Raw genomic sequence first — 22622 nt, 5'->3', positions numbered from 1 at the left:
GGTGTTCAGCGCCCCATGCGGCCGGGGTTGAGAATGCCCGCGGGGTCCAGCAGCGCCTTCACCCGGGTGGAGATGGCGGCCAGCGCCGGCGGTTCGGGCGGCAGCACGGCCACGGCGTGGCGCAGCGCGTCGGGTGCGCGGAACAGGGTGAAGCTGCCAGTGCCGGCGGCGGCCACCACGGCCTGATGCATGGCCTCGCTGGCCTCGCCCGCCACCCAGATCAGCCCCCCGCCCCAGTCCAGCAGCAGCTTCGCCCCCGGCAAGGCCGCGCAGACCGCCGGCGCCGCCGAGGGCGCGACCGACAGCCGCCACACGGCATCCTCCGGCGCGGCATCCAAGAAGGTCGCGTCCCGCACGCCGCGCCACAGGCTGCGCGCCGCCTGGCCGTCGAACAGGGAGATCTCGCCGAAGGGGGCCAGAACCTCACGCAGCCTGCCGGTGCGATAGGTCACGCTCTCCGAAAAATCCTCGATGCGCAGCAGCGCCACCGGGCCCGGCAGGCCCATCGCCGCCATGCCCATCGGCAGCAGCGCGGCCCCCGACACCCCGAAGGGCGAGCCCAGCCCCGCCGACAGCGCCCGCACCCCCGCCCCGAGATCCGGCACCGCCAAGGCCAGCGTGCCCGTGGCCTCGGCGGCGGGCAGCACCTTGAAGGTGATCTCGGTCAGCACGCCCAGCGTGCCGTGGCTGCCCGCCAGCAGCTTGCACAGGTCGAGTCCCGTCACGTTCTTCAACACCCGCCCGCCGGAGCGGAAGATCTCGCCATCGCCCTTCACCGCGCGGATGCCCAGCACATGGTCGCGCATGGAGCCCCAGGCGATGCGGCGCGGCCCCGAGAGGTTGGTCGCCACCACGCCCCCCAGCGTCGCCCCGCCCGCCCCCAGCAGGGCCGAGAGGTCCGGCGGCTCCGCGATGATCTGCTGGCCCTGCTCGGCCAAGGCGGCCTCGATCTCGGCCACCGGCGTGCCGGCGCGGGCGGAGATCACCAGCTCCGCCGGCTTGTACAGGGTGATGCCGGTCAGCCCCCGGGTGGAGAGGGTGCGCGCGGCCTGAACCGGGCGCAGCATGGCGCGCTTGCTGCCCGCGCCCTCGATCGCCAGCGGCTCCCGCGCCGCATGGGCGGCCCGGACGGCCTCGGCCAGGGCCTGCTCGGTGCCGGGGGTCATCATGCCGCGCCCGCCAGCACGGTCTCGCCCAGCAAGGGAAACACCTTGGCCGGGTTCAGCAGCCAGTCGGGGTCGAAGGCGGATTTGATGGAACGCTGCAAGGCCAGCTCATCGGCGGTGAACTGCACATGCATCAGGTCGCGCTTTTCCACCCCTACCCCGTGCTCGCCGGTCAGGCAGCCGCCCACCTCCACGCACAGCTTCAGGATATCGGCGCCGAAGGCCTCGGCCTTGCGGAAGCTTTCGGGGTCATTGGCGTCGAACATGATCAGCGGGTGCAGGTTGCCGTCGCCGGCGTGGAACACATTGGCTACCTTCAACCCGTATTCCTCGCTCATCTCCGTGATGCGGCCCAGCACGCGCGGCAGCTCGCCGGTGGGGATGGTGCCGTCCATGCACAGATAGTCCGGGCTGATCCGCCCCACCGCGCCGAAGGCGCCCTTGCGCCCCTTCCAGATCGCCAGCGACTGCTCGGCGCTTTCAGCCACCTTCATGCTGATGGGGTCGAACCGCGCGCAGATGTCGCGGATGCGGGCCAGCAGCGCGTCCTGCTCCGCCTCGCTGCCCTCCACCTCGATGATCAGCATCGCCTCCGCATCCAGCGGGTAGCCGGCATGGGCGAAGGCCTCGCAGGCATGGATGCAGGGGCGGTCCATGAATTCCAGCGCCACGGGGATGATGCCGCTGCCGATGATGGCATCCACCGCCTGGCCCGCCACCGGGATCGAGGAAAACGCCGCCAGCATGGCCCGCGCGCCCTCGGGGCCCCGCAGGATGCGCACCGTCACCTCGGTGACCATGCCGAGTTGCCCCTCGGAGCCGGTAATCAAACCGAGCCAGTCGTAGCCAGCACCATCCAGATGCGTGCCGCCAACTTCGAAAATCTCGCCCTCGATGGTGACGAACTTCACGCCCAACAGGTTGTTCGCCGTGACCCCGTATTTCAGGCAATGCGCGCCACCCGAATTCATCATCACATTGCCGCCGATCATGCAGGCCAGCTGGCTGGACGGGTCCGGGGCATAGAAGAACCCCTCCCCCGCCACCGCCTGGGTGATGCCGATATTCGTCACTCCCGCCTCGACCACCGCGAAACGGTCCTCGAAATTCATCTCCAGGATGCGGTTCATCCGCATCAGCCCGATCACCACCGCATCGGCCAACGGCAAGGCCCCACCCGACAGCGACGTGCCCGCCCCGCGCGGGATCACCCGCACCCCCTGCTGATGGCAAAACCGCAGCACGGCCGCCACCTCCGCCGTCGTGCGCGGCAACACCACCGCCATCGGCATCTGCCGATAGGCCGAAAGCCCATCCGTCTCATAAGGCCGGAGGCGCAATTCCTCCGTGATCAGCGCATCCGCCGGCACAAGCCGCGCCAGCCCGGCCAGAATCTCGGGCCGGCGGGCCAACACCTCGGGCTTGGGGGCGGGCAGCCTGATCATGGAACGTCTCGTTTCTTGCGCGTGAAGCCACCCCGAACATGCGGCGCCCCGCGATACGCCGCAAGGGCGGGTTGTTTTTGGGGGAAGGCCGCATGAGGGGGGCAAAGCCCCTCTCGCAGCCCGCCCCCAGAAACAACAAAACCCGCCGGCCTGGTGGCGGGCGGGTTTGCTGTGCGGGCTGTGCCCGGGCTGGTTAGCCCTGGCGCGCCTTCATGCGGGGGTTCTTCTTGTTCAGAACGTACAGGCGGCCACGGCGGCGGACCACCACGCAGTTCTTGTCGCGCGTCTTGGCGGACTTCAGGCTGTTACGGATCTTCATGACGGAACCTGCGCAAGTGAATGGGGGCCTGGCGCTAGGCCCGGCAGAGGCCGTGCTTCTACGCAGCGAGCCTGCCCGCGTCAACCCGCCATCAGGTGTGCGGGCACGCGCAAACCCAGGGAAACCGGCACAGGCCAGTCTTCGGCCACTGTCCGCAGCTTGCGGAAGCCCGCGCGGATGTAGTTGGGCAGGGCGCGGGGGTGGTCGGCGGTGCAGGTGTTCACCGTCAGCGCCCCGCAGCCGTCGCCCCAGGCCTGGGCGATGGCGTGGTGCAGGAAGGCCATCCCGAGTCCCCGCCCCACCGCCCAGGGCATCAGCCCGAAATAGGAGAGGTTGGTGATGGGCGAGCCCATCCGGTCCAGCTCATAGAAGCCGGCCGGTTCGCCCTTCAGCATCAGCACATGGATGGAGATGCCGGACTGCGCGAGGATGGCCGTCAGCTGGCTGTCGTTCAGCGTGCGGCGCAGCCACCACAGATAGTCCTCGCCCACCGTGTTGTAGAGGTAGCGGTAGAAGGGCACGGTGCAGCGCGGCACCCGCACCACCTCCGCTTCCGGGGGCAGCACGGGCACGGGTGTGGCCGGCGGCGTGTCCATGCGCAGGAACGTCACATGGACCCGCAGGTGATGGGCGGCGACGGCCACCGCTCAGTGCTCCAGGAAGCTCCGCAATTTCCGCGAGCGTGAGGGGTGCTTCAGCTTGCGCAGCGCCTTCGCCTCGATCTGGCGGATGCGTTCGCGCGTCACGTTGAACTGCTGGCCGACCTCTTCCAGCGTGTGGTCGGTGTTCATGCCGATGCCGAAGCGCATGCGCAGCACGCGCTCCTCACGCGGCGTCAGGCTGGACAGCACCTTGGTGGTGGCTTCGCGCAGGTTGGACTGGATCGCGGCATCCAGCGGGATGACGGCGGCCTTGTCCTCGATGAAATCGCCCAGATGGCTGTCTTCCTCGTCGCCGATCGGCGTTTCGAGGGAGATCGGCTCCTTGGCGATCTTCAGCACCTTGCGCACTTTCTCCAGCGGCATGCCGAGCTTCTCGGCCAGCTCCTCCGGCTGGGGTTCGCGGCCGATCTCGTGCAGCATCTGGCGGCTGGTACGCACCAGCTTGTTGATCGTCTCGATCATATGGACCGGGATGCGGATGGTCCGCGCCTGGTCGGCGATGGAGCGCGTGATCGCCTGGCGGATCCACCAGGTGGCGTAGGTGCTGAACTTGTAGCCGCGGCGGTATTCGAACTTATCCACCGCCTTCATCAGGCCGATATTGCCTTCCTGGATCAGGTCCAGGAACTGCAGGCCGCGGTTGGTGTACTTCTTGGCGATGGAGATCACGAGGCGCAGGTTGGCCTCGACCATCTCCTTCTTCGCCACCGTCATGTCGCGCTCACCGCGCGAAACGGTCAGGTACACGCGGCGGAATTCCGCCACCGGCAGGCCGGTCTCGCTGGCAATGGCGCTGATCTCGCCGCGGATGCGCTCCACATCCTCACCGGCGCGGGCGGCGAAGCCCTGCCAGGACTTGGCCTTGGAACGGCCCATGCGCTCCACCCAGGACGGGTCGAGCTCGGACCCGCGCCACTGGCTGAGGAAGTCCTCGCGCTTCACCTTGAAGCTCTCGGCCAGGCGCAGCATCTGGCCGTCCATCGTCACCAGGCGCTTGTTCAGCAGCTTCAGCTGCTCGACCAGCTCCTCGATGCGGTTGTTGTGCAGGCGGATCTTCTCCACCAGCGCCACGAGTTCGAGGCGGGACTTCTCGTAGCTTTTCTCGCTGCGCCCACCCAGCTCCTCGCCGGCGGTGTAGGCGTCCATGCGCTTCACCGTGGCCTTGGCCAGCTTGGAGTACATGCCCTCGATGGCCTCGAACTGGGCCAGCACCTCGGGCTTCAGCTTCTCCTCCAGCGCCGAGAGCGACAGGCCCATGCTGCCTTCCTCGTCGCCTTCCTCGAATTCCTCGGGCTCGGCGGCGCCTTCGGGCAGGTCGGCGGCGTTGGTGGCTTCCAGGTCGATCACGTCGCGCAGCAGCATGCGGCCTTCGCGCACGGCCTCATGCCAGGCGACGATGGCGCGGAAGGTCAGGGGGCTTTCGCACAGCCCCCCGATCATCATGTCGCGGCCGGCCTCGATGCGCTTGGCGATGGCGATTTCGCCTTCGCGGGAGAGCAGCTCGACGCTGCCCATCTCACGCAGATACATGCGGACGGGGTCGTCGGTGCGGCCGACGCTCTCCTCATCCACATTGCCGCCGGCCTCTTCCTCTTCCTCTTTCTCACCCTCGGCGGTGACGGGCTTGACGGTGGCGTCGCCCTCCTCGGCTTCTTCCGCCTCGACGACGGTGATGCCGCTCTCGGAGAGGGTGGCCAGCGTGTCCTCGATCATCTCGGAGGACACCTGCTCGGACGGCAGCACGGCGTTGACCTCGTCAACGGTGACGAAGCCGCGCTCCTTGCCCCGGGCAATCAGCTTCTTCACGGCGGCCGAGTGCATGTCGAGCATGACGCCCTCCACCGCCTCGTCGCGCGCTTCCGCGGTTTCGGTGCCGTTGCCCGGTTTCGTCGCCATATATTAAACTCCGTTCACATGCCCCGGAGGCGCGGAAACCGCACCCCGCACGGGGCATACCAACCCAAAAGCCGCCAAAGGCGCATATGGAACGCGCCGAGGCCGTCCGCCAGCCCTGGAGCAGCATTTGCTCCAACGAAACTGCTTTGCGGTTTCGTTGGAGCAAATTCAAGCTGCTCCAGCAGCAAATGCCTCTGGGGCGCGAATCCGCGCAGGATTTGCCACATCGTGTGGCAGGATCAACCCTCCGGACCCTCCGATCCGGTTTCGCCACGCCCAAAAGCGTCCAGCGCCTCTTTCAAAAGCGTGACGCGGCGCTGGGTTTCCGTCGAAGGATTCCGTTCAGCGGCATGGATCGCCGCTTCCAGATCTTCCTTCAGCGGGCCGTTGCCCCGCAACCTGGCGAAGAAGTGCCAGAAACATTCCAGCGTCTCGGACTGCTGGGCCTCCGCCCGGGCCCCCAGGGGCAGGGCCGGCGTGCGCCGGGCCCAGACCAGGGCGTCGCCCGCGCCGGAGGACCGCAAATGATCGGCGACCGCCTCCGGGTCAAGCGGCGCGCCCTCGGAAAACAGCTTCAGCAGCGCAGCCCTGAGTTGCGTGGCCTCGCCCTCGGGCAGGTCCAGCAGCATCAGGGGTTCCTCCACCTCCGGCAGCAGCCAGGGGTGGTTGACCAGGCAGGCCATCAGCGCCCGGGCCTGGGCCAGCCGCACGCCGCCGCCCGGCACGGGGCGCTGGATGGTGACGGGGGCGGGCTTGCCGCCGCGCTTGTTGCTGGCGAACAGGCGGTCCAGCAGCGCCCGGCGGTATTCCCCGGCCAGCGCCTTGTCCGGGATCTGGCCCACCGCCTCCATCAATTTGTTGCGGAAGGCGGCGCGCTGCTCCGGCCGGTCCATCTTGCCCTGGGGGCGCAGCAGGTCGAACAGCGCCTCATCCATCGGGCGGGCCGCGTCGAGCACGGCGTTGAACGCCTCCGGCCCCTTGTTCGCCACCAGCGTGTCCGGGTCCTCCCCGGCGGGCAGGATGGCGAAGCGCAGGGTGCGCGCGGGCGAGAGCAGGGGCAGCGCCACCTCCGCCGCGCGGGCCATGGCGCGCAGGCCGGCGCTGTCGCCATCCAGGCACAGCACGGGCTCGGGGCCGATGGCCCACATGGCTTCCAGCTGCTCGGGCGTCAGCGCGGTGCCCAGGGGGGCGACGGCGCCGCCGAAACCGTTCTGGTGCAGGGAGATGACATCCATATACCCCTCCACCGCCACCAGCCGGGCGCCGCGGAACACCGCCTCCCGCGCCAGGTCCAGGCCATAGAGGTTGCGGCGCTTGGAAAAGACCGGGGTTTCCGGGCCGTTCACGTATTTGGGCTGGCCGTCGCCCAGGATGCGGCCCCCGAAGCTGATGGTGCGGCCGCGCTTGTCGCGGATGGGGAACATCACCCGGTTGAAGAACAGGTCCACCGGGCCGCGATCGCGTTCCTGCATCAGCCCGGCCTCGATCAGCTGGGCGGTCTCCACCCCCTGGTCGCGCAGGTCGGCGGCCAGCGCGCCGCGCCCCTCGCCAGACCAGCCCAGGCCGAAGCGGGCAATGGTTTCGTCCGTCAGGCGGCGGCGGCGCAGGTATTCCAGGGCGGCGCGGCCCTCGGGCAGGTGCAGGCGGCGGGTGAAGGCGGCCTCGGCGGCGGCCAGCACGCCGTGGATGTCCTTGGCGCGGCGGTCGCGCGCGGCGGCCTCGGGGGTGGGTTTGGGCACCTCCAGCCCGGCCTCGGCCGACAGGCGCTCGATCGCCTCCATGAAGGTGGCGCCGGACTGGCGCATGACGAAGGTGATGGCATCGCCATGCGCGCCACAGCCGAAGCAGTGGAAGTGGTCGTCGTAGATATAGAAGGAGGGGGATTTCTCGCCGTGGAACGGGCAGCAGGCCTTCCATTGGCGCCCGGCCTTTTCCAGCCGGGTTGCGCGCCCGATGAGGGGAGCGAGCGGGGTGCGCGCGCGCAATTCATCGAGGAAATGTGGAGGCAGGGCCATCGGGGCTATTAGCGCCGGCCGGCGCGCGCCCGCAACGGTACGCCCCGCCCCCTCAGCCCCAGGGGCCGCGGCGACGCTGCAGGATATCGTTCAGCAGGGATGCCCGCGGCGCCTCATGCAGCACGGACCAGGCATTGCTGACCGCGAAGCGCAGGGGGCTGTTGTCCTGGGCGCGGATGAAGCCGTCCAGTTCCAACTCCATCAGCAGCAGATAGAGCGCGCGTTCCACGATCGGCAGCCGGGCCGCGATGGCGGCATCCTGCTGGCTAGGCCGAGACGTGGCCGGGGCATGGCCGAGAAGTTCATGAACCGCACTGGACTGCCTAGGGCCCTCGGGCATAGCACCTCCAAGCGCACCGCCGCGCACACTCACCGCATGTCACATCACGTGACATGAGACAAGTCGATACGTCACGCCACGTGACTATCGATCGCCCTTGCGCAGAGGCGCCGAGGCTTCCTCATGCAGGCTGCCGCCCCGGGACGCCACTTTCTTCACCCGCCCCGGCTCCCGCACGCCGACGGGAATCTCCTGGCTGCCGGCCGCGATCCCCAGCCGGGAAGCGGCGGCGAACACGTCCCGTTGCAGATCGAAAGGCATGCCATGCAAGCCCCCGGCATACACCCATTCCAGCGTAACCCTATGCCGCGCCATCAGGCGCAACATGGCCTGCACCTGCGCCAGACGGGAGCCGCCTTCCCAGTTCGCATAGGTGTTGCGCTCGACGCCGATCTCCGCCGCGAGCTGTTCCTGGGTCTTGCCGAGCGCCAGGCGGGCGGCGGCCAGGCGTCGGCCGACCGCCTCTTTCAATGCGGAATCAGGTGAGGAACTGGGCATGCCCCAACGGGTGCCTTTTCACCATCAAAAGGTCACGCCACATGTCGTGACGCGGGGTGATACCACTTGGCCGTCACACATCGTGACATTTTTCATTCCGAACCGCATGGAGCGCCGCCGGAGTGCGCCACGCGGATGGATGCAGGCTGCGCGCTGCCCTGCCGGCGAAGTCATGCCAGGCACCGCACTCTCGTTCTTTTGCATATAATTCAATGGAATATTGATCTTCTGAAAGATGTCCGCGCGCACTTCGGACTACCAGCAGAGCCGCCATACCTCAAATGAATGAACACATGAATTCCCTGGACTGCAACCGCGCGGGGTGCACACCCATATCGGCCAGCCTCCGTCACAAGGGTTTACCGGACACGCCCACACCCGCTATGCCGCGCTGCATGAAGCCCGCTGAGATCCAGGCCGTCCAGGCCGAACTCCGTCGCCTGACCGGCAGCGCCAAGCTGACGATCCGCGCCCCCAAGACCCGCAACGGCCCCGTTGAGCTGCTGGCGGATGATGAAGTGATCGGCACGGTGGACCGTGACGACGAGGATGGCGACCTGGCCTACCACGTCACCATCACCATCCTCTCCGAGGATCTGGCGGGGGGCTGAGCCCCCCGGCCTTCACCCGCCCAGAGCCGCCTTCACCAGCGGCCCGGCCTTGGCCATGTCCATCTGGGCGGCATACTTGCCCTTCAGCACGGCCATCACCTTGCCCATCTCCTTGATGCTGGCGGCCCCGCTTTCCGCCACGGCGGCGGCGACGGCGGCCTGCATCGCGGCGTCATCCATCTGCTGCGGCAGGAAGGCCTCGATCACCGCGATCTCGGCATCCTCCTTCGCCGCCAGCTCCGGCCGGTTGCCCTGGCGGTACATCTCCGCCGACTCGCGCCGGCTTTTCACCATGCCGCGCAGCATGCTCACCAGCGCCGCTTCCTCCAGCGGCGGGCCCGGGCGGGCCGCGATGTCGGAATCCTTCATCTTCGCGATGATCATGCGGATGGTGGAGGTGCGCGGCGCATCCCCCGCCTTCATGCTGGTCTTCAGTTCCTCGGTGAAACGGGCGCGCAGTTCCATGATCATTCTCCTTGCGGGTGGCAGCCTATAGGCCGGCCGCCCTTTGCGGAGAATATGGGGATCGCCCGACCCGCGCACATGCCCCGGCTGCGCGGGATATGGGCAGGTTGCTTGCGCAATGCTCGCGGCCAGGATGCGGTGTGGTATCTCACCGTCAGAATCTCTCTGGCCGGCCCCCGGGCCTGTGCCATGCTCGCCCCACGCAAGGACGCGATGCGGAGGCCCCCTCATGATCAAGACCGCCCTCAAGGCGCTGGCATTCACCACGGCGCTGGCGGCGCCCCTGGCCTCGCAGGCCCAGGTGCCCGAAAGCCTGGCCGCCGGCCCCCGCGTGAACATCGTGGCCGTGACCCAGCCCGTGCCCACCAACCCGCAATTCATCCGCGTGGACCAGGCCATCCTGCGTGACCTGGTGGGCCAGCGCAGCGGCGGCCGCATCCAGGTCACCGTCGCCTCCCACGCCGAGCGCAATCTGGGCGGCAGTGAGATCGTCCGCCTCGTGCGCTCCGGCCAGGTCGAGATCGGGGCCGGCACCCTCTCCACCCTGTCGGGCGACGTGCCCATCCTGGACGGCATCGACCTGGCGGGCCTGGCCCCCGATATCGGCGATGCCCGCCGCATCGCGGAGCAGATGCTGCCCATCGCCAACCGCGACCTGGAACGCTTCAACACCCGCATCGTGGTGATCTATCCCTTCCCGGCGCAGGTGATGTTCTGCCGCGCGCCCTTCACCAACCTGACCGACCTGCGCGGCCGGCGCGTGCGCACCTTCGGCAATTCGCTGGTGGATTTCTTCACCGCCCTCGGCGCCCAGCCGACCAGCATCGGCTTCCCCGAAGTGTATTCGGCGCTGGAGCGCGGCGTGGTCGATTGCGCCATCACCGGCACCGGCTCGGGTGCCGCCGCCCGCTGGCCGGAGGTTTCGACCCATATCAGCGACCTGCCCATCTCCTGGGCCGTGGCCGGCTACATGGTGAACCTCACCTGGTGGAACCGGCTGGACCCGGCGGTGCGCACCTTCCTGGAAGGCACCTTCAAGCAGATGTCCGATGAGCTGTGGGCGCTGGGTGCGGCCGCCACGCGCGACGGCATCGACTGCAACATCGGCAATGCCAGCGCCTGCCGCATCCATCAGCTGGCCCCGCGCCCGATGACGGAGGTGCCCGCCACCCCCGCCGATCGCGCGCTGACGCGCCAGATCTTCGAGCAGAACGTGCTGCCCGGCTGGGTGCGCCGCTGCGGCGCGCGCTGCGGCGAGGTCTACAACCAGATCATCGCCCCCATTTCCGGCGTGCGGTTCGGCGGGTGAAAGCCCTGCTGAACGGGGCGGACCTGCTGCGCCGCGGCGCGGCGGGTGTCTCCGCCCTGATGGGGTATCTGGCGGGATGGAGCTACGTCGCCGCCTCCCTGTTCATCACCTTCGACATCCTGACGCGGAATTTCCTGGGCTTCTCCTCCTCCGCGACGGTCGAGATCACGGGCTATATTCTGGCCTGCGGCATCGCCTGGGCGCTGGCGCACACGCTGGCGGCGCGGGCGCATATCCGGGTGGATGTGCTGGTCAACCGCTTCCCGCTGCCCATCCGCGCGCCCATGCACATCTTCGCGCTGCTGATGCTGGGCGCCTTCGCGGTGTTCTGCGCCTGGGCCGCCTGGTCCCTGGTGGATGAGAGCATGCTGTTCGACGCGCATGACAATTCCGCCCTGCACATCCCCATGGTGATCCCGCAGGGGATCTGGTTCGTGGGCATCATGGCCTTCGTGATCATGGTGGGGGTGCTGCTGCTGGAAAGCCTGCTGGCCCTGCTGGCCGGTGAGCCGGAGCGGCTGGACCGGATCCTGTCCTCCCGCAGCTTCGAGGACGAAACCGCAGAGGCGCTGGACGCCGTGGGGATGGCCCGCAAGTGATTGCAATCGTCTTTCTGCTCGGCCTGCTGGGCGTGCTGGTCTTCGCCGCCGCCGGCACCGCCGCGGTGCCGGTCGCCGAGATCCTGATGCTGATCGGCGTCTTCGTCGTGTTCTTCGGCTCGGGCGTCTACATCGCGGCGGTCCTGGGCATCCTCTCCTTCCTCATCGGCTTCATGTTCAGCGACCGGCCCTGGTGGAATTTCGCCGGGCAGACGCTGTGGGGCCCCAGCTCCAACTTCGTGCTGGTGGCGGTGCCGCTGTTCCTGCTGATGGGTGAGATCCTGCTGCGCGCCGGCCTGTCGGACCGGCTGTACAAGGCGCTGAACGTGTGGCTGAACCGCCTGCCGGGCGGCCTGCTGCACACCAACATCGTCTCCTGCGCGGTGTTTTCCGCCATCTCGGGCTCCTCGGTCGCCACGGCCGCCACCATGGGCTCCGTCGCCCTGCCCTATTTCAACAACACGCCCTACAACCAGCGCTGGGTGCTGGGGTCGCTGGCGGCCGGCGGCGCGCTGGGCAACCTGATCCCGCCGGGCATCACCTTCATCATCTATGGCCTGATCACCGAGACCTCGGTGGGCGCGCTGTACATCGCGGCCCTGCTGCCTTCCGCCCTAGTGGTGGCGCTGTTCGCGGCGCTAATCGCCTGGCATGGCTGGCGCAATCCGCTGCCCAAGCCCCCCGCCGTGCCCCTGCGCGACAAGCTGATCGCGCTGAAGGACCTGACGCCCACGGTGCTGCTGATCGTGCTCGTGCTGGGCTCGATCTATGGCGGCTACGCCACGCCGACCGAGGCCGCGGCGCTGGGCGTCGTGGGCTCCCTGTTCTTCGCCGCGATCGAGGGCAAGCTGTCCCTGCGGCTGCTGAACGCGAGCGCCGAGGCCACCGCCCGCAACACGGCGCTGCTCGGCCTCATCATCTTCGGCGCCTATCTGCTGAACTATGTGCTGACCATCATCAACGTGCCGCAGGCGCTGGCGGGGCTCATCTCCGGCCTGCCGCTGCCGCCCTGGGCCATCATGTGCTGCATCATCGGGCTGTATTTCGCGCTCGGCACCTTCATGGAGGGCTTCTCCATGATCATCACTACCGTGCCGGTCGTGTTCCCGGTGGTGGTGGCGCTGGGCTACGACCCGATCTGGTTCGGCGTGATCGTGACCATGCTGGTCGAGATCGCGCAGATCAGCCCGCCCGACGGCACGGTGATGTATGTGCTGCAGGGCATGCGCCCCAAGGGCGGCCCCATCACCGACGTGTTCGCGGGGGTGATGCCCTTTGTGCTCGTCTATCTGCTCGCCATCGTGCTGCTCATGCTCGTGCCCGGCATCGCCCTGTGGCTGCCGCGCGCGATGGCCTGACACCCCTTTCCCCAGTGACGGATACCATGACCGAGGATACTCGCCCCGTTCGCATCGCCGTGGATATCGGCGGCACCTTCACCGACCTGCAGATCTATGACGCGCGGCGCGGCCAGGTGGTGGCCTGGAAGACCCCCACCACCCCCGCCGACCCGTCGGACGGCCTGCTGACCGGCGTGAAGGAAGCCTCCGAGAAGTTCGGCTTCGCGCTGTCCGATGTGGGGCTGCTGCTGCACGGCACCACCATCGCCACCAACGCGGTGCTGGAACGCAAGCTGGCCCGCGGTGTGCTGCTGACCACCGCCGGCTTCGAGGATGTGCTGGAGATCACGCGCCATTTCCGCCGTGACCTGTACGCCCTGGCCCCCGACCCTTTCCCCTGCCTGATCGCCCGCGACATGCGCCTGGGCGTGACGGAGCGCCTGCGCGCCGATGGCAGCGTGGAAACCCCGCTGGCGCTGGACGGGCTGATGGAGAAGCTGCGGGCGCTGAAGCCCGAGGCCATCGCCATCTGCCTGCTGCACGCCTATGCCAACCCGGCGCATGAGCGGGCGCTGCGCGACGCGGTGGCGGCCGCCTTCCCCGGCTTGCCGATCTCGCTCTCCTCGGAGATCTCGCCCGAGATCCGCGAATACGAGCGCACCAGCACCACGGTGCTGAACGCGGTGCTGATGCCCGTCGTCAGCGCCTATATGAAAAAGCTCCAGGCGCGGCTGGGCTCGGGCGAGTTCACGCCGCGCGTCTTCCTCGTGCAGTCCAATGGCGGCGTGTGCAGCCCGCAGACGGCGGGCGAGCAGCCCGCGCGGCTGCTGCTCTCGGGCCCCTCGGGCGGGGCGCTCGCGGCCTCCCGCCTCGCGCAGGAACTCGGCAAGCCGAACCTGGTGGCCGTGGATATGGGCGGCACCAGCTATGATGTCTCCGTGGTGCAGGGGGGCGCCGTCTCCATCATCACCCAGGGCGAGATCGACGGCCTGCCGGTGCGGCTGCCGATGGTCGAGATGCGCACGATCGGCGCCGGCGGCGGGTCGCTCGCGCGCGTGCGCGATGGCGGGCGGCTGACGGTCGGCCCCGAAAGCGCGGGGGCGCGGCCCGGCCCCGTCTCCTACGGGCGCGGCGGCACGGAGCCCACGGTGACGGACGCCAACCTGTTCACCGGGCGGCTGGATGCCGAATTCTTCCTGGGCGGGGCCATGAAGCTGGACATGCCGGCCACCGGCCGCGCCATGGCGGGCCTCGGCGACCGGCTGGGCCTGTCGGGCGAGCAGACGGCCGAGGGCATCCTGACCCTGACCAACGCGGCGCTGGCCGCGGCCGTGCGGCTTTCCCTGTTCGAGAAGGGGCTGCACCCCAAGGATTTCGCCCTGCTCTCCTTCGGCGGCGCCGGCGGCCTGCATGCCACCGAGGTGGCCGATGAGATGAGCATGACCGAGGTGGTGTTCCCCCAGAACCCGGGCACGCTCTCGGCCTATGGCATCATGTTCAGCGACCTGAAGCAGGACCTGGCGCGGTCCCGCCTGCTGGTGCTGGGCGAAGCGGCCCTGCCCGCCCTGACGGCACTGATCGCCGAGCTGCGCGCCGAGGCCGATGCGGCCCTCGCCCGCGATGGCGTGGCGGCCGGCGCGCGGGAGCTGAGCGTCTCGGCCGACATGCGCTATCACGGCCAGGCCTTCGAGCTGCTGGTGCCCTGGGGCGACATCACCGCCCCCACGGCGGCCGACCTGGCGGCTTTGGCCGCCCGCTTCCATGAGCAGCACAAGCAGCGCTTCAGCTACTCGGCCGAGGATGAGGTGGTGGAGATCGTGACCATCCGCGTCACCGCCACCGGCCGCCTGCCCCGCCCGGAGCCCGCGCCGATGGCCCCCGCCACCGGCACGGCGCTGAAGGGCACCCGCCGCGTCTTCACGGGCGGTGGCTGGCATGAGGCCGGGGTGTGGGACCGCGACAGCATCGCGGCCGCCGACACCATCACCGGCCCCGCCATCATCGAGGAAGCCTTCGCCACCCATTTCATCGCGCCCGGCTGGACCGCGCGCCTGGGCACCGCCGGTGCCATCATCGCCGTGAAGGAGGGCGCATAATGCTTGGCCCTGTCGATATCGAGGTCATCCGCAACGCGCTGACCGCCGCCGCCGCCGAGATGGACGTGACCATCTGGCGCACCAGCCGCAGCACCATCGTGCGGGAATTGCTGGACTATTCCACCGCCGTCTTCGACGCCGACGGCTGGAACCTGGCGCAATCCGCCCGCATCCCGGGGCATCTGAACTCCATGTCCGCCGCGCTGCGCACGCTGCTGACGCAGTTCGTGGATGCCGAGGCCTGGGGCCCGGATGATGTGGTCATCACCAACGACCCCTATTGCGGCGGCCAGCACCTGCCGGACATCATCGCCTATCGGCCGGTGTTCCATGAGGGCAAGCGCATCGCCTATGTCGGTGCGCTGTGCCACCACATCGATGTGGGCGGGCTCGCGGCCGGCAGCTATGCCGCCACCGCCACCGAGATCTTCCAGGAGGGGCTGCGCATCCCCCCCGTGAAGCTGATCGAGAACGGCAAGCGAAACGACGGCGTCTGGGCGATGATCCGCCAGAACATCCGCAAGCCCGATCTGCTGCTGGGCGACCTGACCAGCCAGATCGCCAGCCTGGAGGTGGGCCGCGCCGCCCTGATCCGCCTGGCCGACCGCTATGGCGCCGAGGCCATGCTGGAAGCGGGCGCCCGCATCCTGGACCAGTCCGAGGCCGGGATGCGCGCCGCCCTCGCGGCCATGCCCGACGGCACCTACGAGTTCACCGACGTGCTCGACGACGATGGCGTGGACATCGGCAAGATCATCGAGCTGAAGGTGAAGCTGACCATCAAGGGCGATGAGGCGGTGGCGGACCTTTCGGGCTGCTCGCCGCAGAGCCAGGGGCCGGTGAATGCCACGCTGGCCTCCTCCAACGCCGCGGTGATGTATGCGCTGATGAGCGCCTCGGGCGGCGGTTTCGCCATGAATGCCGGCTGCTACCGGCCCATCACGGTGATCGCGCCCGAGGGGCTGGTGGTGAATGCCAAGGCGCCCGCGCCGGTGGCGCATCGCGTGGCGGTCTCCCACCGCCTGCTCAACGCCATGTTCGGCGCGCTGCACCAGGCGATCCCGGACCGCATTCCGGCCGCTTATTACGGCAATTCCTATGTCTGCACCTTCCAGACCATCAAGGCGGACGCCAAGCGCGACGTGCTGGTGGAGATCGAGATCGGCGGATCGGGGGCGGCGCCGCACAAGGATGGCGTGAATGCCTATGCGTCCGGCATGCACAACAACAGCAACATCCCGATCGAGATGATCGAGAGCCAGATGCCGCTGACCATCACCCGCTATGAGCTGCAGCCCGACAGCGGCGGCGCGGGGCGGTATCGCGGGGGCTTGGGGCTGCTGCGGGAATGGCGGGTGGACAGCCCGCGCTGCCTGTTCACGGCGAATATGGACCGCTTCCTCAGCGCGCCCTACGGGCTGGCGGGCGGCCAGCCGGCGGCGCCCGGCACGCTGACGCTGATCCGCGACGGGAAGGAGACGCCCATCCCGCCGAAATCGGACAACCGGCCGCTGGTGGCCGGCGATATCGTGCGGCTGGTGACCTCGGGCGGGGGCGGCTTCGGCCCACCCAGCGCCCGGCCGGCCGAGGATCAGGCCCGCGACAAGGCGATGGGGTATGTGACGGGCTGAACAGCCCCCTGCGGGCTCGCTTCCCGGCCGCACAGCGGCCGGCGGCGCCCATAAGGCCTTAGGGCCAGGCGCACCCTGCGCGCGCCGTAAGCCAAGGCGGCGGATGCCGCCGCCCGGCGCTTGAGGGCGCAATATCGCTTTCAGCATGCTATGCTGAAAGCGATGTCACTCCTGCGACTCCTCCCCGAAACCACCGCCAACCGCATCGCCGCCGGCGAGGTGGTGGAGCGCCCCGCGGCGGTGGTGAAGGAGCTGGCCGAGAACGCGCTGGATGCCGGCGCCACCCGCATCGCCGTCACCATCGAGGAAGGCGGCTCCGGCCGCATCCTGGTCGAGGATGACGGCATCGGCATGTCGGCCGAGGAGCTGGCGCTCGCCATCCAGCGCCACGCCACCTCCAAACTGCCCGAGGAAGACACGCTCTTCGCCATCGCCACCCTCGGCTTCCGGGGAGAGGCGCTGCCCTCCATCGGCGCGGTGTCGCGGCTGACCCTGACCTCGCGCCAGCGCGGCGGGGATGCCGCCGCCATCATGGTCGAGGGCGGGCGCGTCGGGCCCGTCACCCCCGCCGCCGCCGCCCCGGGCACGCGGGTGGAGATGCGGGACCTGTTCTTCGCCACCCCCGCCCGGCGCAAATTCCTGAAGGCCCCGCGCACCGAGGCCGAACACGCGCTGGAGGCCCTGCGCCGCCTGGCGCTGGCCTGGCCGCAGGTGGCCTTTCACGCCACGGTCGATGGGCGGGTGGCGCTGAACCTGCCCGCCGCCGACCGCGACACCCGCATCAAGGCCGTGCTGGGCCCCGATTTCGCCGCCAACGCCCTGCCGGTGGCGTGGGAGGGCGGGACCATGCGGTTGTCCGGGCTGATCGCCCAGCCCGCCCATTCCCGCGCCACGGCAGCCGAGCAGCACCTGGTGGTCAACCGCCGCCCGGTGCGCGACCAGATGCTGCGCGCCGCCCTGCGCGTGGCCTATCGGGACGTGATGGAGGCCGGCCGCCACCCGGTGGCCGCGCTGTATCTGGACGTGCCGCCGGATGCGGTGGACGTGAACGTGCACCCGATGAAGACCGAACTGCGCTTCCGCGATGCCGGGGCGGTGCGGGGGGCCATGATCTCCGCCTTGCGGCGCGCCCTGGGCGTGGGTGTCACGGAGGTGGTGGCCGCCGCCGAACCGCGCGCGGCCTTGCAGGGCTGGCGCCCCGCCGCCCCCGCCCAGCTCAGCCACGGCTGGGCCGCGCGCGGCTTCCAGGAAGCGGGGCTGGACCTGCTGCCCCCACCCGCGACACCAGCCACCGCCCCTGCCCTGCCCATGGGCTTCGCGGCCGAGGCCCCGCCCGCCGGCCCGCTCGGCCGGGCGATCGGACAGGTGCTGGAATGCTACATCCTGGCCGAGGCCGCCGATGGCGCGCTGGTGCTGGTGGACCAGCATGCGGCGCATGAACGGCTGACGCATGAACGCCTCTCGGCCCAGCTGGTGGAGGGCGGCGTGCGCGCCCAGCCGCTGCTGCTGCCCGCCGTGGTGGATTTGCCCCCGGCCGATGCCGCCCGGCTGGCCGAAGCGGCCCCCGAGCTGATGAAGCTGGGGCTGGAGATCGAGGGTTTCGGCAATGGCGCCATGCTGGTGCGCGCCCTGCCCGCCCTGCTGGGCAAGACCGACCCCGCCCCCCTGCTGCGCGACATGGCCGCCGAGATCGCGGAATGGGGGGAGGACACGGCGCTGACCCGCAAGCTGGACGCGGCGGTGGCGCGGCTGGCCTGCCATGGCAGCATCCGCTCCGGCCGCCGGCTGACCCTGCCGGAGATGGACGCGCTGCTGCGCGCGATGGAGGCGACGCCCCGCGCCGCCACCTGCAGCCATGGCCGCCCCACCTTCCTGCGCTTCCAGCGCGCCGATTTCGAACGCATGTTCGGCCGCGCCTGACCCCCCCCCCGGGCCGCAAGGCGGCCCGCGGCGCCCATCAGGCTTTCCGGCAGAGCGATCCAGCGCCGCGCCGTAAGCCAAGCGCGCGGACGCGCGCGCCCGGCGCCTGAGGGCGCAGAACTACGCCGCTCGCCGCTGCGCGAGCAGCAGGGTCTCCAGCCGCTGCATGCCGAAGATCTGGCCGAGGTTGCCCTCCACCAGATGCACCATCTCGGCGGGCATGCGCAGCACGGTCATCACCACGCGCATGGTGTTCTGGCCCTCGCGGTGCGCACGCACCTGGTCGGGCACCAAGTCACGCTTGGCCAGCGGCTCCAGCACACGGCTCAGCAGCCCCGGGCAAGCCTCGGCCACACAATGGAATTCGACGGGAACGGTCTCGGACATGGAAATCTCGCTGAAAAACTGGGGCAGCGCGCGATGGGGTTCGGAGTGCTTTCCCGGCCGGGCTCAGCCGGCCGCGCGCGCGGACCGGCTCAGGCGGCCGGGCCAGTAATTCGCATCGAGACGGTGTGGAAGCGATCCATGCCGATCACACTATCCGCTCAATCCCGGGAGGGCAAGGAGGGATCGCGCGCGGCGTCGGGCTCGGGCGGGGGCGCGGGCCAGCGGATCTCCGGCAGCCGGCCCAGCCGCATATGCGACAGCGCCAGCCGCCGGTCCTGCACCGTGAAGGGCAGTTCCAGCACCGGCGGCGCGCCATCCGCCCCGGGGCGCGACAGCATGATGGCCAGCGCCCGGCCGGCGGTCACGGCATTGCGCTGGATCCAGCCCAGCGCTGCCAGCGCCTCCAGCGCCTCATTGGCGCCGGTCACCTGCAATTGCCCGGCACCCATCGGCTGCAGATTGTCGTCCAGCGTGCCGGTGGCGGACAGGGCCAGCTTCACCGGCCCCCATTCGGCCTCGGCATGGCGTATTTCCAGCGTGCCGCCGGCGTCGCGCCAGGCCTCCGCGCGCTCACGCATGTGGCGCACCGGGGGCAGCGGGCCGCTGATGCCGCCCTCCAGCGCCAGCCGGGCGATGCTGCCGCCCAACGCCCCGGGGCCCGGGCGCGGCAGGGTGATGTCCTCGGCCGAGCCATCCAGGGTCAGGGCCGGTTCGCTCTCGGTGGCGGTCAGCCGGGTCTGGGCGGACAGCCGGCCGCGCCGCATCTCGAAGGGGCCGAAGGGGGAATTCAGCCGCAGCCGCTCCACCTCGATCTCGGCATCGCGCGGCACCGGGCCGCGTTCCAGCGGCAGGGACAGTTCCATCCGGTCCGCCGCGAAGGGGATCTCGTCCCCCGCCAGGCCCAGCCGCTGCCGCCCGCGCGGGGCGATCACCAGCCGGCCCCATTCGGCGGGGGTCAGGCGCAGTTCCAGCGCCTCCGCCTGCCAGCGGAAGGCGGGCGGCGCGGCGCGGGCGATCTGCAGGTCCGGCAGGGTTAGGCTGGCGCTGAAGGGCCAGCCGCCGCGCCGTGGCGTGCCATAGGTGATGACCCAGCCCTGGGCGCGGCGCTGGGCGGCCCAATCCTCCGCGGTCTGCTGCAGGGTGCTGGTGGCGCTGCGCCACAGCCCGCTGTGCAGCGCCAGCAACGCCGCGCACAGCAGCGGCAACGCCCACCAGAGGCGCGAGGCACGGCGCCTGGCCGGCGCGGTCCGCGTTTCCGGAGGCCGGGGCATGGAAGGCCTGGTCATGCCGAGGATATAGGCGGGGTGGCGAGCCGGGGATATACCTGAACCACCATGTTCGTCTTCGCCTATGGGTCCCTGATCTGGCGGCCCGGCTTCCCCTACCTCGCCGCCCAGCCGGCGCTGCTGCGCGGCTATCATCGGCGGTTCTGCCTGTGGTCCCGCCATTATCGCGGCACGCCGGAGGCACCGGGCCTGGTGCTGGGCCTGGACCGGGGCGGCAGCTGCCAGGGCGTCGCTTTCCAGGTGGCACCGGAGGCGCGCGCGGAGGTGCTGGAATACCTGGACGCGCGCGAAAACCCGCAGGGCGAGCACGTCTACCACCGCCGCGAAGTCGCGCTCCGCCTGACGGATGGGCGGGCCGTGCGCGGCATCACCTATGTCGCGGACCGCAGCCACCCGGCCTATGCCCGCCCCTGCCACGAAACGGCGGCGCGGGTGATCGCGGCCGGCCATGGCAAGGCCGGCAGCAACCGGGACTATCTGCTGAACACCGTGCGGCAGTTGCGGGAATTCGGGCTGCGCGACCTGGGGCTGGAACGGATCGCGGGGCTGATCAGCCCCGCGACATGATCAAGACAGCAGCGCCGACCAGCTCGGGTCGCTCGCATCCGTCGGCGTCACGATCTGGCGCTCATTGAAGCCGGCGATGTCGATGCTCGACAGCCGCGCCGAGTAGCCATTGCCGCGCGCGTCCCGCGCCGGGCTCTCGCGGTAGAACATCAGCACACGGCCATTGGGCGCGAAGGTAGGCCCCTCCATGCCCCAGCCCTCGGACAGGATTCGCTCACCCGAACCATCCGGCCGCATCACGCCGATGCCGAAGCCACCGCGCCCGATGCGGGTGAAGGCGATCAAATCGCCGCGCGGCGACCACACCGGCGTCGCGTACCGCCCCTGGCCGAAGGAAATCCGCCGCGCCCCGCCGCCATCCGCGCTCATGACATACAGCTGCTGGTCGCCGCCACGGTCGGAGTTGAACACGATCTGCGTGCCGTCCGGGCTGAAGCAGGGCGACACGTCCAGCCCCCCGCCGGAGGTCAGCTGCCGCTCGCGCCGGCTGCCCACATCCACCACGAAGATGTTGGCATCGCCCCCGCGCACGGCCGACAGCACCACCGACCGCCCATCCGGGCTGAAGCGCGGCGACAGCGTCATGCCATTGAAATTGCCCAGCACCTCCTGCCGGCCGGACTGGATGTTGAACAGGAACACCCGCGGCTGGTTGTTGGCGTAGCTCATGAACGCGATCTGCTGCGCATTCGGATGGAAGCGCGGCGTCAGCGCCTGGGCCGAGCCATCGGTCAGGAAGCGGTTGTTCTCGCCATCCTGGTCCATGATCGCCAAGCGCCGGCTGCGGCGGTCGCGCGGCCCGCTCTCGGCGATATAGGCGACGCGGGTGTTGAAATAGCCTTCCTCGCCCAGCGCGCGCTTATAGATGTCGTCGCTGATGATATGGGCGATCTGCCGCCAGTTGCTGACGGTGGCGTTGTAGGCCGTGCCGATCGACTGCTGCTCCGGCAGCACGTCCCACAGGCGGAATTCCACCCGCAGCCGGTCGCCCGAGGCATCCACCCGCCCCGTCGTCAGGAAGGTGGCGCCGATCACCCGCCAATCCTGGAAACGCGGGGTCGCGGCGGCGGCCTCGGCGGTCTGGATATAGGCGGCGCGGTCCACCGGACGGAACAGGCCGGAACTGCGCAGGTTGTTCATGATCACGCGCGCGATGTCGCGGCCCAGCCGCGCGCCCTCGCCGCCCGTGCCCGCCATGTCGGGGATCGCGATCGGAATAGGGTCCGTCCGCGCGCGGGTGATGTCGATGACGTTGCTCTGCGCCATGGCATGGCGCGTGGCCCAGATGCCCGGCGCCACCATGGTGGCCGCCAGGGCGGATCGACGGTTCAGCATCAGCATGACAGGCACTCTCCGGATGTCTTGGCGCGAGCCAGAGCCTTATGCGACCAACCCGGCACCTGCATCAACGCAGCGACCGGGGAATGGTTGATGATGGAGTGGTGCGGGCTGCCCATCATCACCGCAGCCCCAGATCGCGCGGGTTGAAGCGGAACACCGCGTCGCGCAGGGCCGAGAGGCGGGCGGGCGGCAGGGGCAGCGGGTTGCAGCGCGGGTCCAGCAGGGCGCGGCGGGCGGCCTCGTACACCATGCGGGCGCGCGGGTCGGCGGGGATGGCGCCGTTGGGGCGCACGACGCGCACGGTGCCGCCGGCGTCCACCTCCACGCGCAGTTCCACGATCACGCTGCTGAGGTTGGGCGCACCCGCGTCCACGGCCCAGCATTCGCCGATACGGTCGGCCAGGCCGGTGCGCTCGGCGCCGGTCAGCTGGTCGGTGCCCTGGGGCACGCCGCCGCCGCGCGTGGGGGCGCCGCCGGGGTTGGCGCGGGCGCGCGGGGGTTCCTGCTGCTGGGCGCCGCGCAGGCGTTCCAGCGTGTTCAGCACGGACTGGCTGCGCTCCTGCGGGCGCTGGGGCGCGGGCGTGCGGCCGGTGCCGGCCTCACGAGAGGGCTCGGGCGGCGGGGGCGTGTTGCTCGGCGGGGTGGGCCGCTGCGGCGCCGCGGTGGGCGGCGGCGGGGTCTGGGGTGCCGGCGGCTTGTTCTCCGCCACCTGGGGCGGCGGCGGGGGCA

The 22622-nt window shown here is 70.0% G+C and carries 20 protein-coding genes and 1 pseudogene; 8 read left to right on the top strand and 13 right to left on the bottom strand.

Translation table 11 applies throughout. From position 1 onward, the window contains the following. Nucleotides 1-5: 5 nt before the first annotated feature. The 8 genes from glcE to GT007_RS12695 form a co-directional block, all read right to left on the bottom strand. A complete protein-coding gene (gene glcE / locus GT007_RS12730) occupies nucleotides 6-1166 on the bottom strand; it encodes a glycolate oxidase subunit GlcE (protein WP_236571646.1) in 1161 nt (386 codons plus the stop codon). Continuing rightward, nucleotides 1166-2611 carry an FAD-linked oxidase C-terminal domain-containing protein gene (locus GT007_RS12725; RefSeq protein ID WP_160121998.1) on the bottom strand — a complete coding sequence of 482 codons (1446 nt, stop codon included), beginning with the start codon at nucleotides 2609-2611 and terminating at the stop codon, nucleotides 1166-1168. Before GT007_RS12725 ends, glcE begins: the two co-directional genes overlap by 1 nt. 193 nt (nucleotides 2612-2804) lie before the next feature. Continuing rightward, on the bottom strand, nucleotides 2805-2930 hold the full coding sequence (gene ykgO, locus GT007_RS12720) for a type B 50S ribosomal protein L36 (RefSeq protein WP_007003646.1): 126 nt from the start codon (nucleotides 2928-2930) through the stop codon (nucleotides 2805-2807). Between the two features lie 80 nt (nucleotides 2931-3010). Then, nucleotides 3011-3574: a GNAT family N-acetyltransferase gene (locus tag GT007_RS12715; protein WP_160121997.1), complete on the bottom strand. Its 564-nt coding sequence runs from the start codon at nucleotides 3572-3574 to the stop codon at nucleotides 3011-3013. 3 nt (nucleotides 3575-3577) lie between these two features. Then, nucleotides 3578-5488, bottom strand: coding sequence for an RNA polymerase sigma factor RpoD (rpoD, locus tag GT007_RS12710; protein ID WP_160121996.1), 1911 nt, complete (start codon nucleotides 5486-5488; stop codon nucleotides 3578-3580). Between the two features lie 239 nt (nucleotides 5489-5727). Further along, nucleotides 5728-7503, bottom strand: a complete 1776-nt coding sequence (dnaG, locus tag GT007_RS12705) for a DNA primase (RefSeq protein ID WP_160121995.1) — start codon at nucleotides 7501-7503, stop codon at nucleotides 5728-5730. Between the two features lie 52 nt (nucleotides 7504-7555). Next, the gene (locus GT007_RS12700; RefSeq protein ID WP_160121994.1) at nucleotides 7556-7843 is read right to left on the bottom strand and encodes a hypothetical protein; all 288 of its coding nucleotides are present in this window, start codon (nucleotides 7841-7843) and stop codon (nucleotides 7556-7558) included. A gap of 84 nt (nucleotides 7844-7927) precedes the next feature. Then, on the bottom strand, nucleotides 7928-8341 hold the full coding sequence (locus GT007_RS12695; RefSeq protein ID WP_160121993.1) for a helix-turn-helix transcriptional regulator: 414 nt from the start codon (nucleotides 8339-8341) through the stop codon (nucleotides 7928-7930). A 395-nt stretch (nucleotides 8342-8736) separates the two neighbouring features. Here GT007_RS12695 and GT007_RS12690 point away from each other — a divergent pair, with 395 nt between their 5' ends. Then, entirely contained in the window at nucleotides 8737-8952 is a 216-nt protein-coding gene (locus tag GT007_RS12690) for a DUF3126 family protein (protein WP_236571645.1), read from the top strand. A gap of 12 nt (nucleotides 8953-8964) precedes the next feature. On the opposite strand, the gene GT007_RS12685 is transcribed toward GT007_RS12690, so the two are convergent. Continuing rightward, the gene (locus tag GT007_RS12685) at nucleotides 8965-9417 is read right to left on the bottom strand and encodes a GatB/YqeY domain-containing protein (protein ID WP_160121991.1); all 453 of its coding nucleotides are present in this window, start codon (nucleotides 9415-9417) and stop codon (nucleotides 8965-8967) included. A 229-nt stretch (nucleotides 9418-9646) separates the two neighbouring features. Between GT007_RS12685 and GT007_RS12680 the strand changes: the two genes are divergently transcribed. The 6 genes from GT007_RS12680 (at nucleotide 9647) to mutL (ending at nucleotide 18312) form a co-directional block, all read left to right on the top strand. Then, nucleotides 9647-10726: a TRAP transporter substrate-binding protein gene (locus tag GT007_RS12680; protein ID WP_160121990.1), complete on the top strand. Its 1080-nt coding sequence runs from the start codon at nucleotides 9647-9649 to the stop codon at nucleotides 10724-10726. Continuing rightward, nucleotides 10723-11325, top strand: coding sequence for a TRAP transporter small permease subunit (locus GT007_RS12675; protein ID WP_160121989.1), 603 nt, complete (start codon nucleotides 10723-10725; stop codon nucleotides 11323-11325). The genes GT007_RS12680 and GT007_RS12675 overlap by 4 nt, the downstream gene beginning before the upstream one ends. Further along, a complete protein-coding gene (locus GT007_RS12670) occupies nucleotides 11322-12683 on the top strand; it encodes a TRAP transporter large permease (protein ID WP_160121988.1) in 1362 nt (453 codons plus the stop codon). Before GT007_RS12675 ends, GT007_RS12670 begins: the two co-directional genes overlap by 4 nt. Nucleotides 12684-12709: 26 nt before the next feature. Beyond that, nucleotides 12710-14761 carry a hydantoinase/oxoprolinase family protein gene (locus GT007_RS12665; RefSeq protein ID WP_160121987.1) on the top strand — a complete coding sequence of 684 codons (2052 nt, stop codon included), beginning with the start codon at nucleotides 12710-12712 and terminating at the stop codon, nucleotides 14759-14761. Then, nucleotides 14761-16392, top strand: coding sequence for a hydantoinase B/oxoprolinase family protein (locus GT007_RS12660; RefSeq protein WP_160121986.1), 1632 nt, complete (start codon nucleotides 14761-14763; stop codon nucleotides 16390-16392). Before GT007_RS12665 ends, GT007_RS12660 begins: the two co-directional genes overlap by 1 nt. A 162-nt stretch (nucleotides 16393-16554) precedes the next feature. Continuing rightward, nucleotides 16555-18312 (top strand): DNA mismatch repair endonuclease MutL, encoded by a 1758-nt coding sequence (gene mutL / locus GT007_RS12655; protein ID WP_201451908.1) that lies wholly within the window; start codon nucleotides 16555-16557, stop codon nucleotides 18310-18312. Nucleotides 18313-18432: 120 nt separating this feature from the next. Here the strand turns inward: mutL and GT007_RS12650 are convergent, their stop codons facing one another. Both GT007_RS12650 and GT007_RS12645 read right to left on the bottom strand, forming a co-directional pair. Beyond that, a complete protein-coding gene (locus tag GT007_RS12650; protein WP_160121984.1) occupies nucleotides 18433-18699 on the bottom strand; it encodes a hypothetical protein in 267 nt (88 codons plus the stop codon). 158 nt (nucleotides 18700-18857) lie between these two features. Continuing rightward, on the bottom strand, nucleotides 18858-19904 hold the full coding sequence (locus GT007_RS12645; RefSeq protein ID WP_160121983.1) for a DUF2125 domain-containing protein: 1047 nt from the start codon (nucleotides 19902-19904) through the stop codon (nucleotides 18858-18860). A 129-nt stretch (nucleotides 19905-20033) separates the two neighbouring features. Here GT007_RS12645 and GT007_RS12640 point away from each other — a divergent pair, with 129 nt between their 5' ends. After that, a complete protein-coding gene (locus GT007_RS12640; RefSeq protein ID WP_160121982.1) occupies nucleotides 20034-20552 on the top strand; it encodes a gamma-glutamylcyclotransferase in 519 nt (172 codons plus the stop codon). Here GT007_RS12640 and tolB read toward each other — a convergent pair whose 3' ends face one another. Together tolB and GT007_RS12630 are read right to left on the bottom strand one after the other, a co-directional pair. After that, nucleotides 20553-21893: a Tol-Pal system beta propeller repeat protein TolB gene (tolB, locus tag GT007_RS12635; protein ID WP_160121981.1), complete on the bottom strand. Its 1341-nt coding sequence runs from the start codon at nucleotides 21891-21893 to the stop codon at nucleotides 20553-20555. It abuts the gene before it with no gap. 118 nt (nucleotides 21894-22011) lie between these two features. After that, a pseudogene (locus GT007_RS12630) lies at nucleotides 22012-22622 on the bottom strand (hypothetical protein); the annotation flags it as partial.

The organism is Rhodovarius lipocyclicus (assembly GCF_009900765.1).
In the GTDB taxonomy this organism is placed as follows: Bacteria; Pseudomonadota; Alphaproteobacteria; order Acetobacterales; family Acetobacteraceae; genus Rhodovarius; species Rhodovarius lipocyclicus.
The sequence above is the reverse complement of the archived record's forward strand: the minus strand, read 5'-3'. Positions and strand labels throughout refer to the sequence as shown.

Excerpts from the sequence above, each read along its gene's own strand:
- GT007_RS12665 (WP_160121987.1), top strand. The coding sequence starts at position 12,710 with ATGACCGAGGATACTCGCCCCGTTCGCATCGCCGTGGATATCGGCGGC.
- GT007_RS12640 (WP_160121982.1), top strand. The coding sequence starts at position 20,034 with ATGTTCGTCTTCGCCTATGGGTCCCTGATCTGGCGGCCCGGCTTCCCC.
- GT007_RS12680 (WP_160121990.1), top strand. The coding sequence starts at position 9,647 with ATGATCAAGACCGCCCTCAAGGCGCTGGCATTCACCACGGCGCTGGCG.
- rpoD (WP_160121996.1), bottom strand. The coding sequence starts at position 5,488 with ATGGCGACGAAACCGGGCAACGGCACCGAAACCGCGGAAGCGCGCGAC.
- tolB (WP_160121981.1), bottom strand. The coding sequence starts at position 21,893 with ATGCTGATGCTGAACCGTCGATCCGCCCTGGCGGCCACCATGGTGGCG.
- glcE (WP_236571646.1), bottom strand. The coding sequence starts at position 1,166 with ATGACCCCCGGCACCGAGCAGGCCCTGGCCGAGGCCGTCCGGGCCGCC.
- GT007_RS12660 (WP_160121986.1), top strand. The coding sequence starts at position 14,761 with ATGCTTGGCCCTGTCGATATCGAGGTCATCCGCAACGCGCTGACCGCC.
- dnaG (WP_160121995.1), bottom strand. The coding sequence starts at position 7,503 with ATGGCCCTGCCTCCACATTTCCTCGATGAATTGCGCGCGCGCACCCCG.
- ykgO (WP_007003646.1), bottom strand. The coding sequence starts at position 2,930 with ATGAAGATCCGTAACAGCCTGAAGTCCGCCAAGACGCGCGACAAGAAC.
- GT007_RS12650 (WP_160121984.1), bottom strand. The coding sequence starts at position 18,699 with ATGTCCGAGACCGTTCCCGTCGAATTCCATTGTGTGGCCGAGGCTTGC.
- GT007_RS12685 (WP_160121991.1), bottom strand. The coding sequence starts at position 9,417 with ATGGAACTGCGCGCCCGTTTCACCGAGGAACTGAAGACCAGCATGAAG.
- GT007_RS12700 (WP_160121994.1), bottom strand. The coding sequence starts at position 7,843 with ATGCCCGAGGGCCCTAGGCAGTCCAGTGCGGTTCATGAACTTCTCGGC.
- GT007_RS12690 (WP_236571645.1), top strand. The coding sequence starts at position 8,737 with ATGAAGCCCGCTGAGATCCAGGCCGTCCAGGCCGAACTCCGTCGCCTG.
- GT007_RS12725 (WP_160121998.1), bottom strand. The coding sequence starts at position 2,611 with ATGATCAGGCTGCCCGCCCCCAAGCCCGAGGTGTTGGCCCGCCGGCCC.
- mutL (WP_201451908.1), top strand. The coding sequence starts at position 16,555 with ATGTCACTCCTGCGACTCCTCCCCGAAACCACCGCCAACCGCATCGCC.
- GT007_RS12695 (WP_160121993.1), bottom strand. The coding sequence starts at position 8,341 with ATGCCCAGTTCCTCACCTGATTCCGCATTGAAAGAGGCGGTCGGCCGA.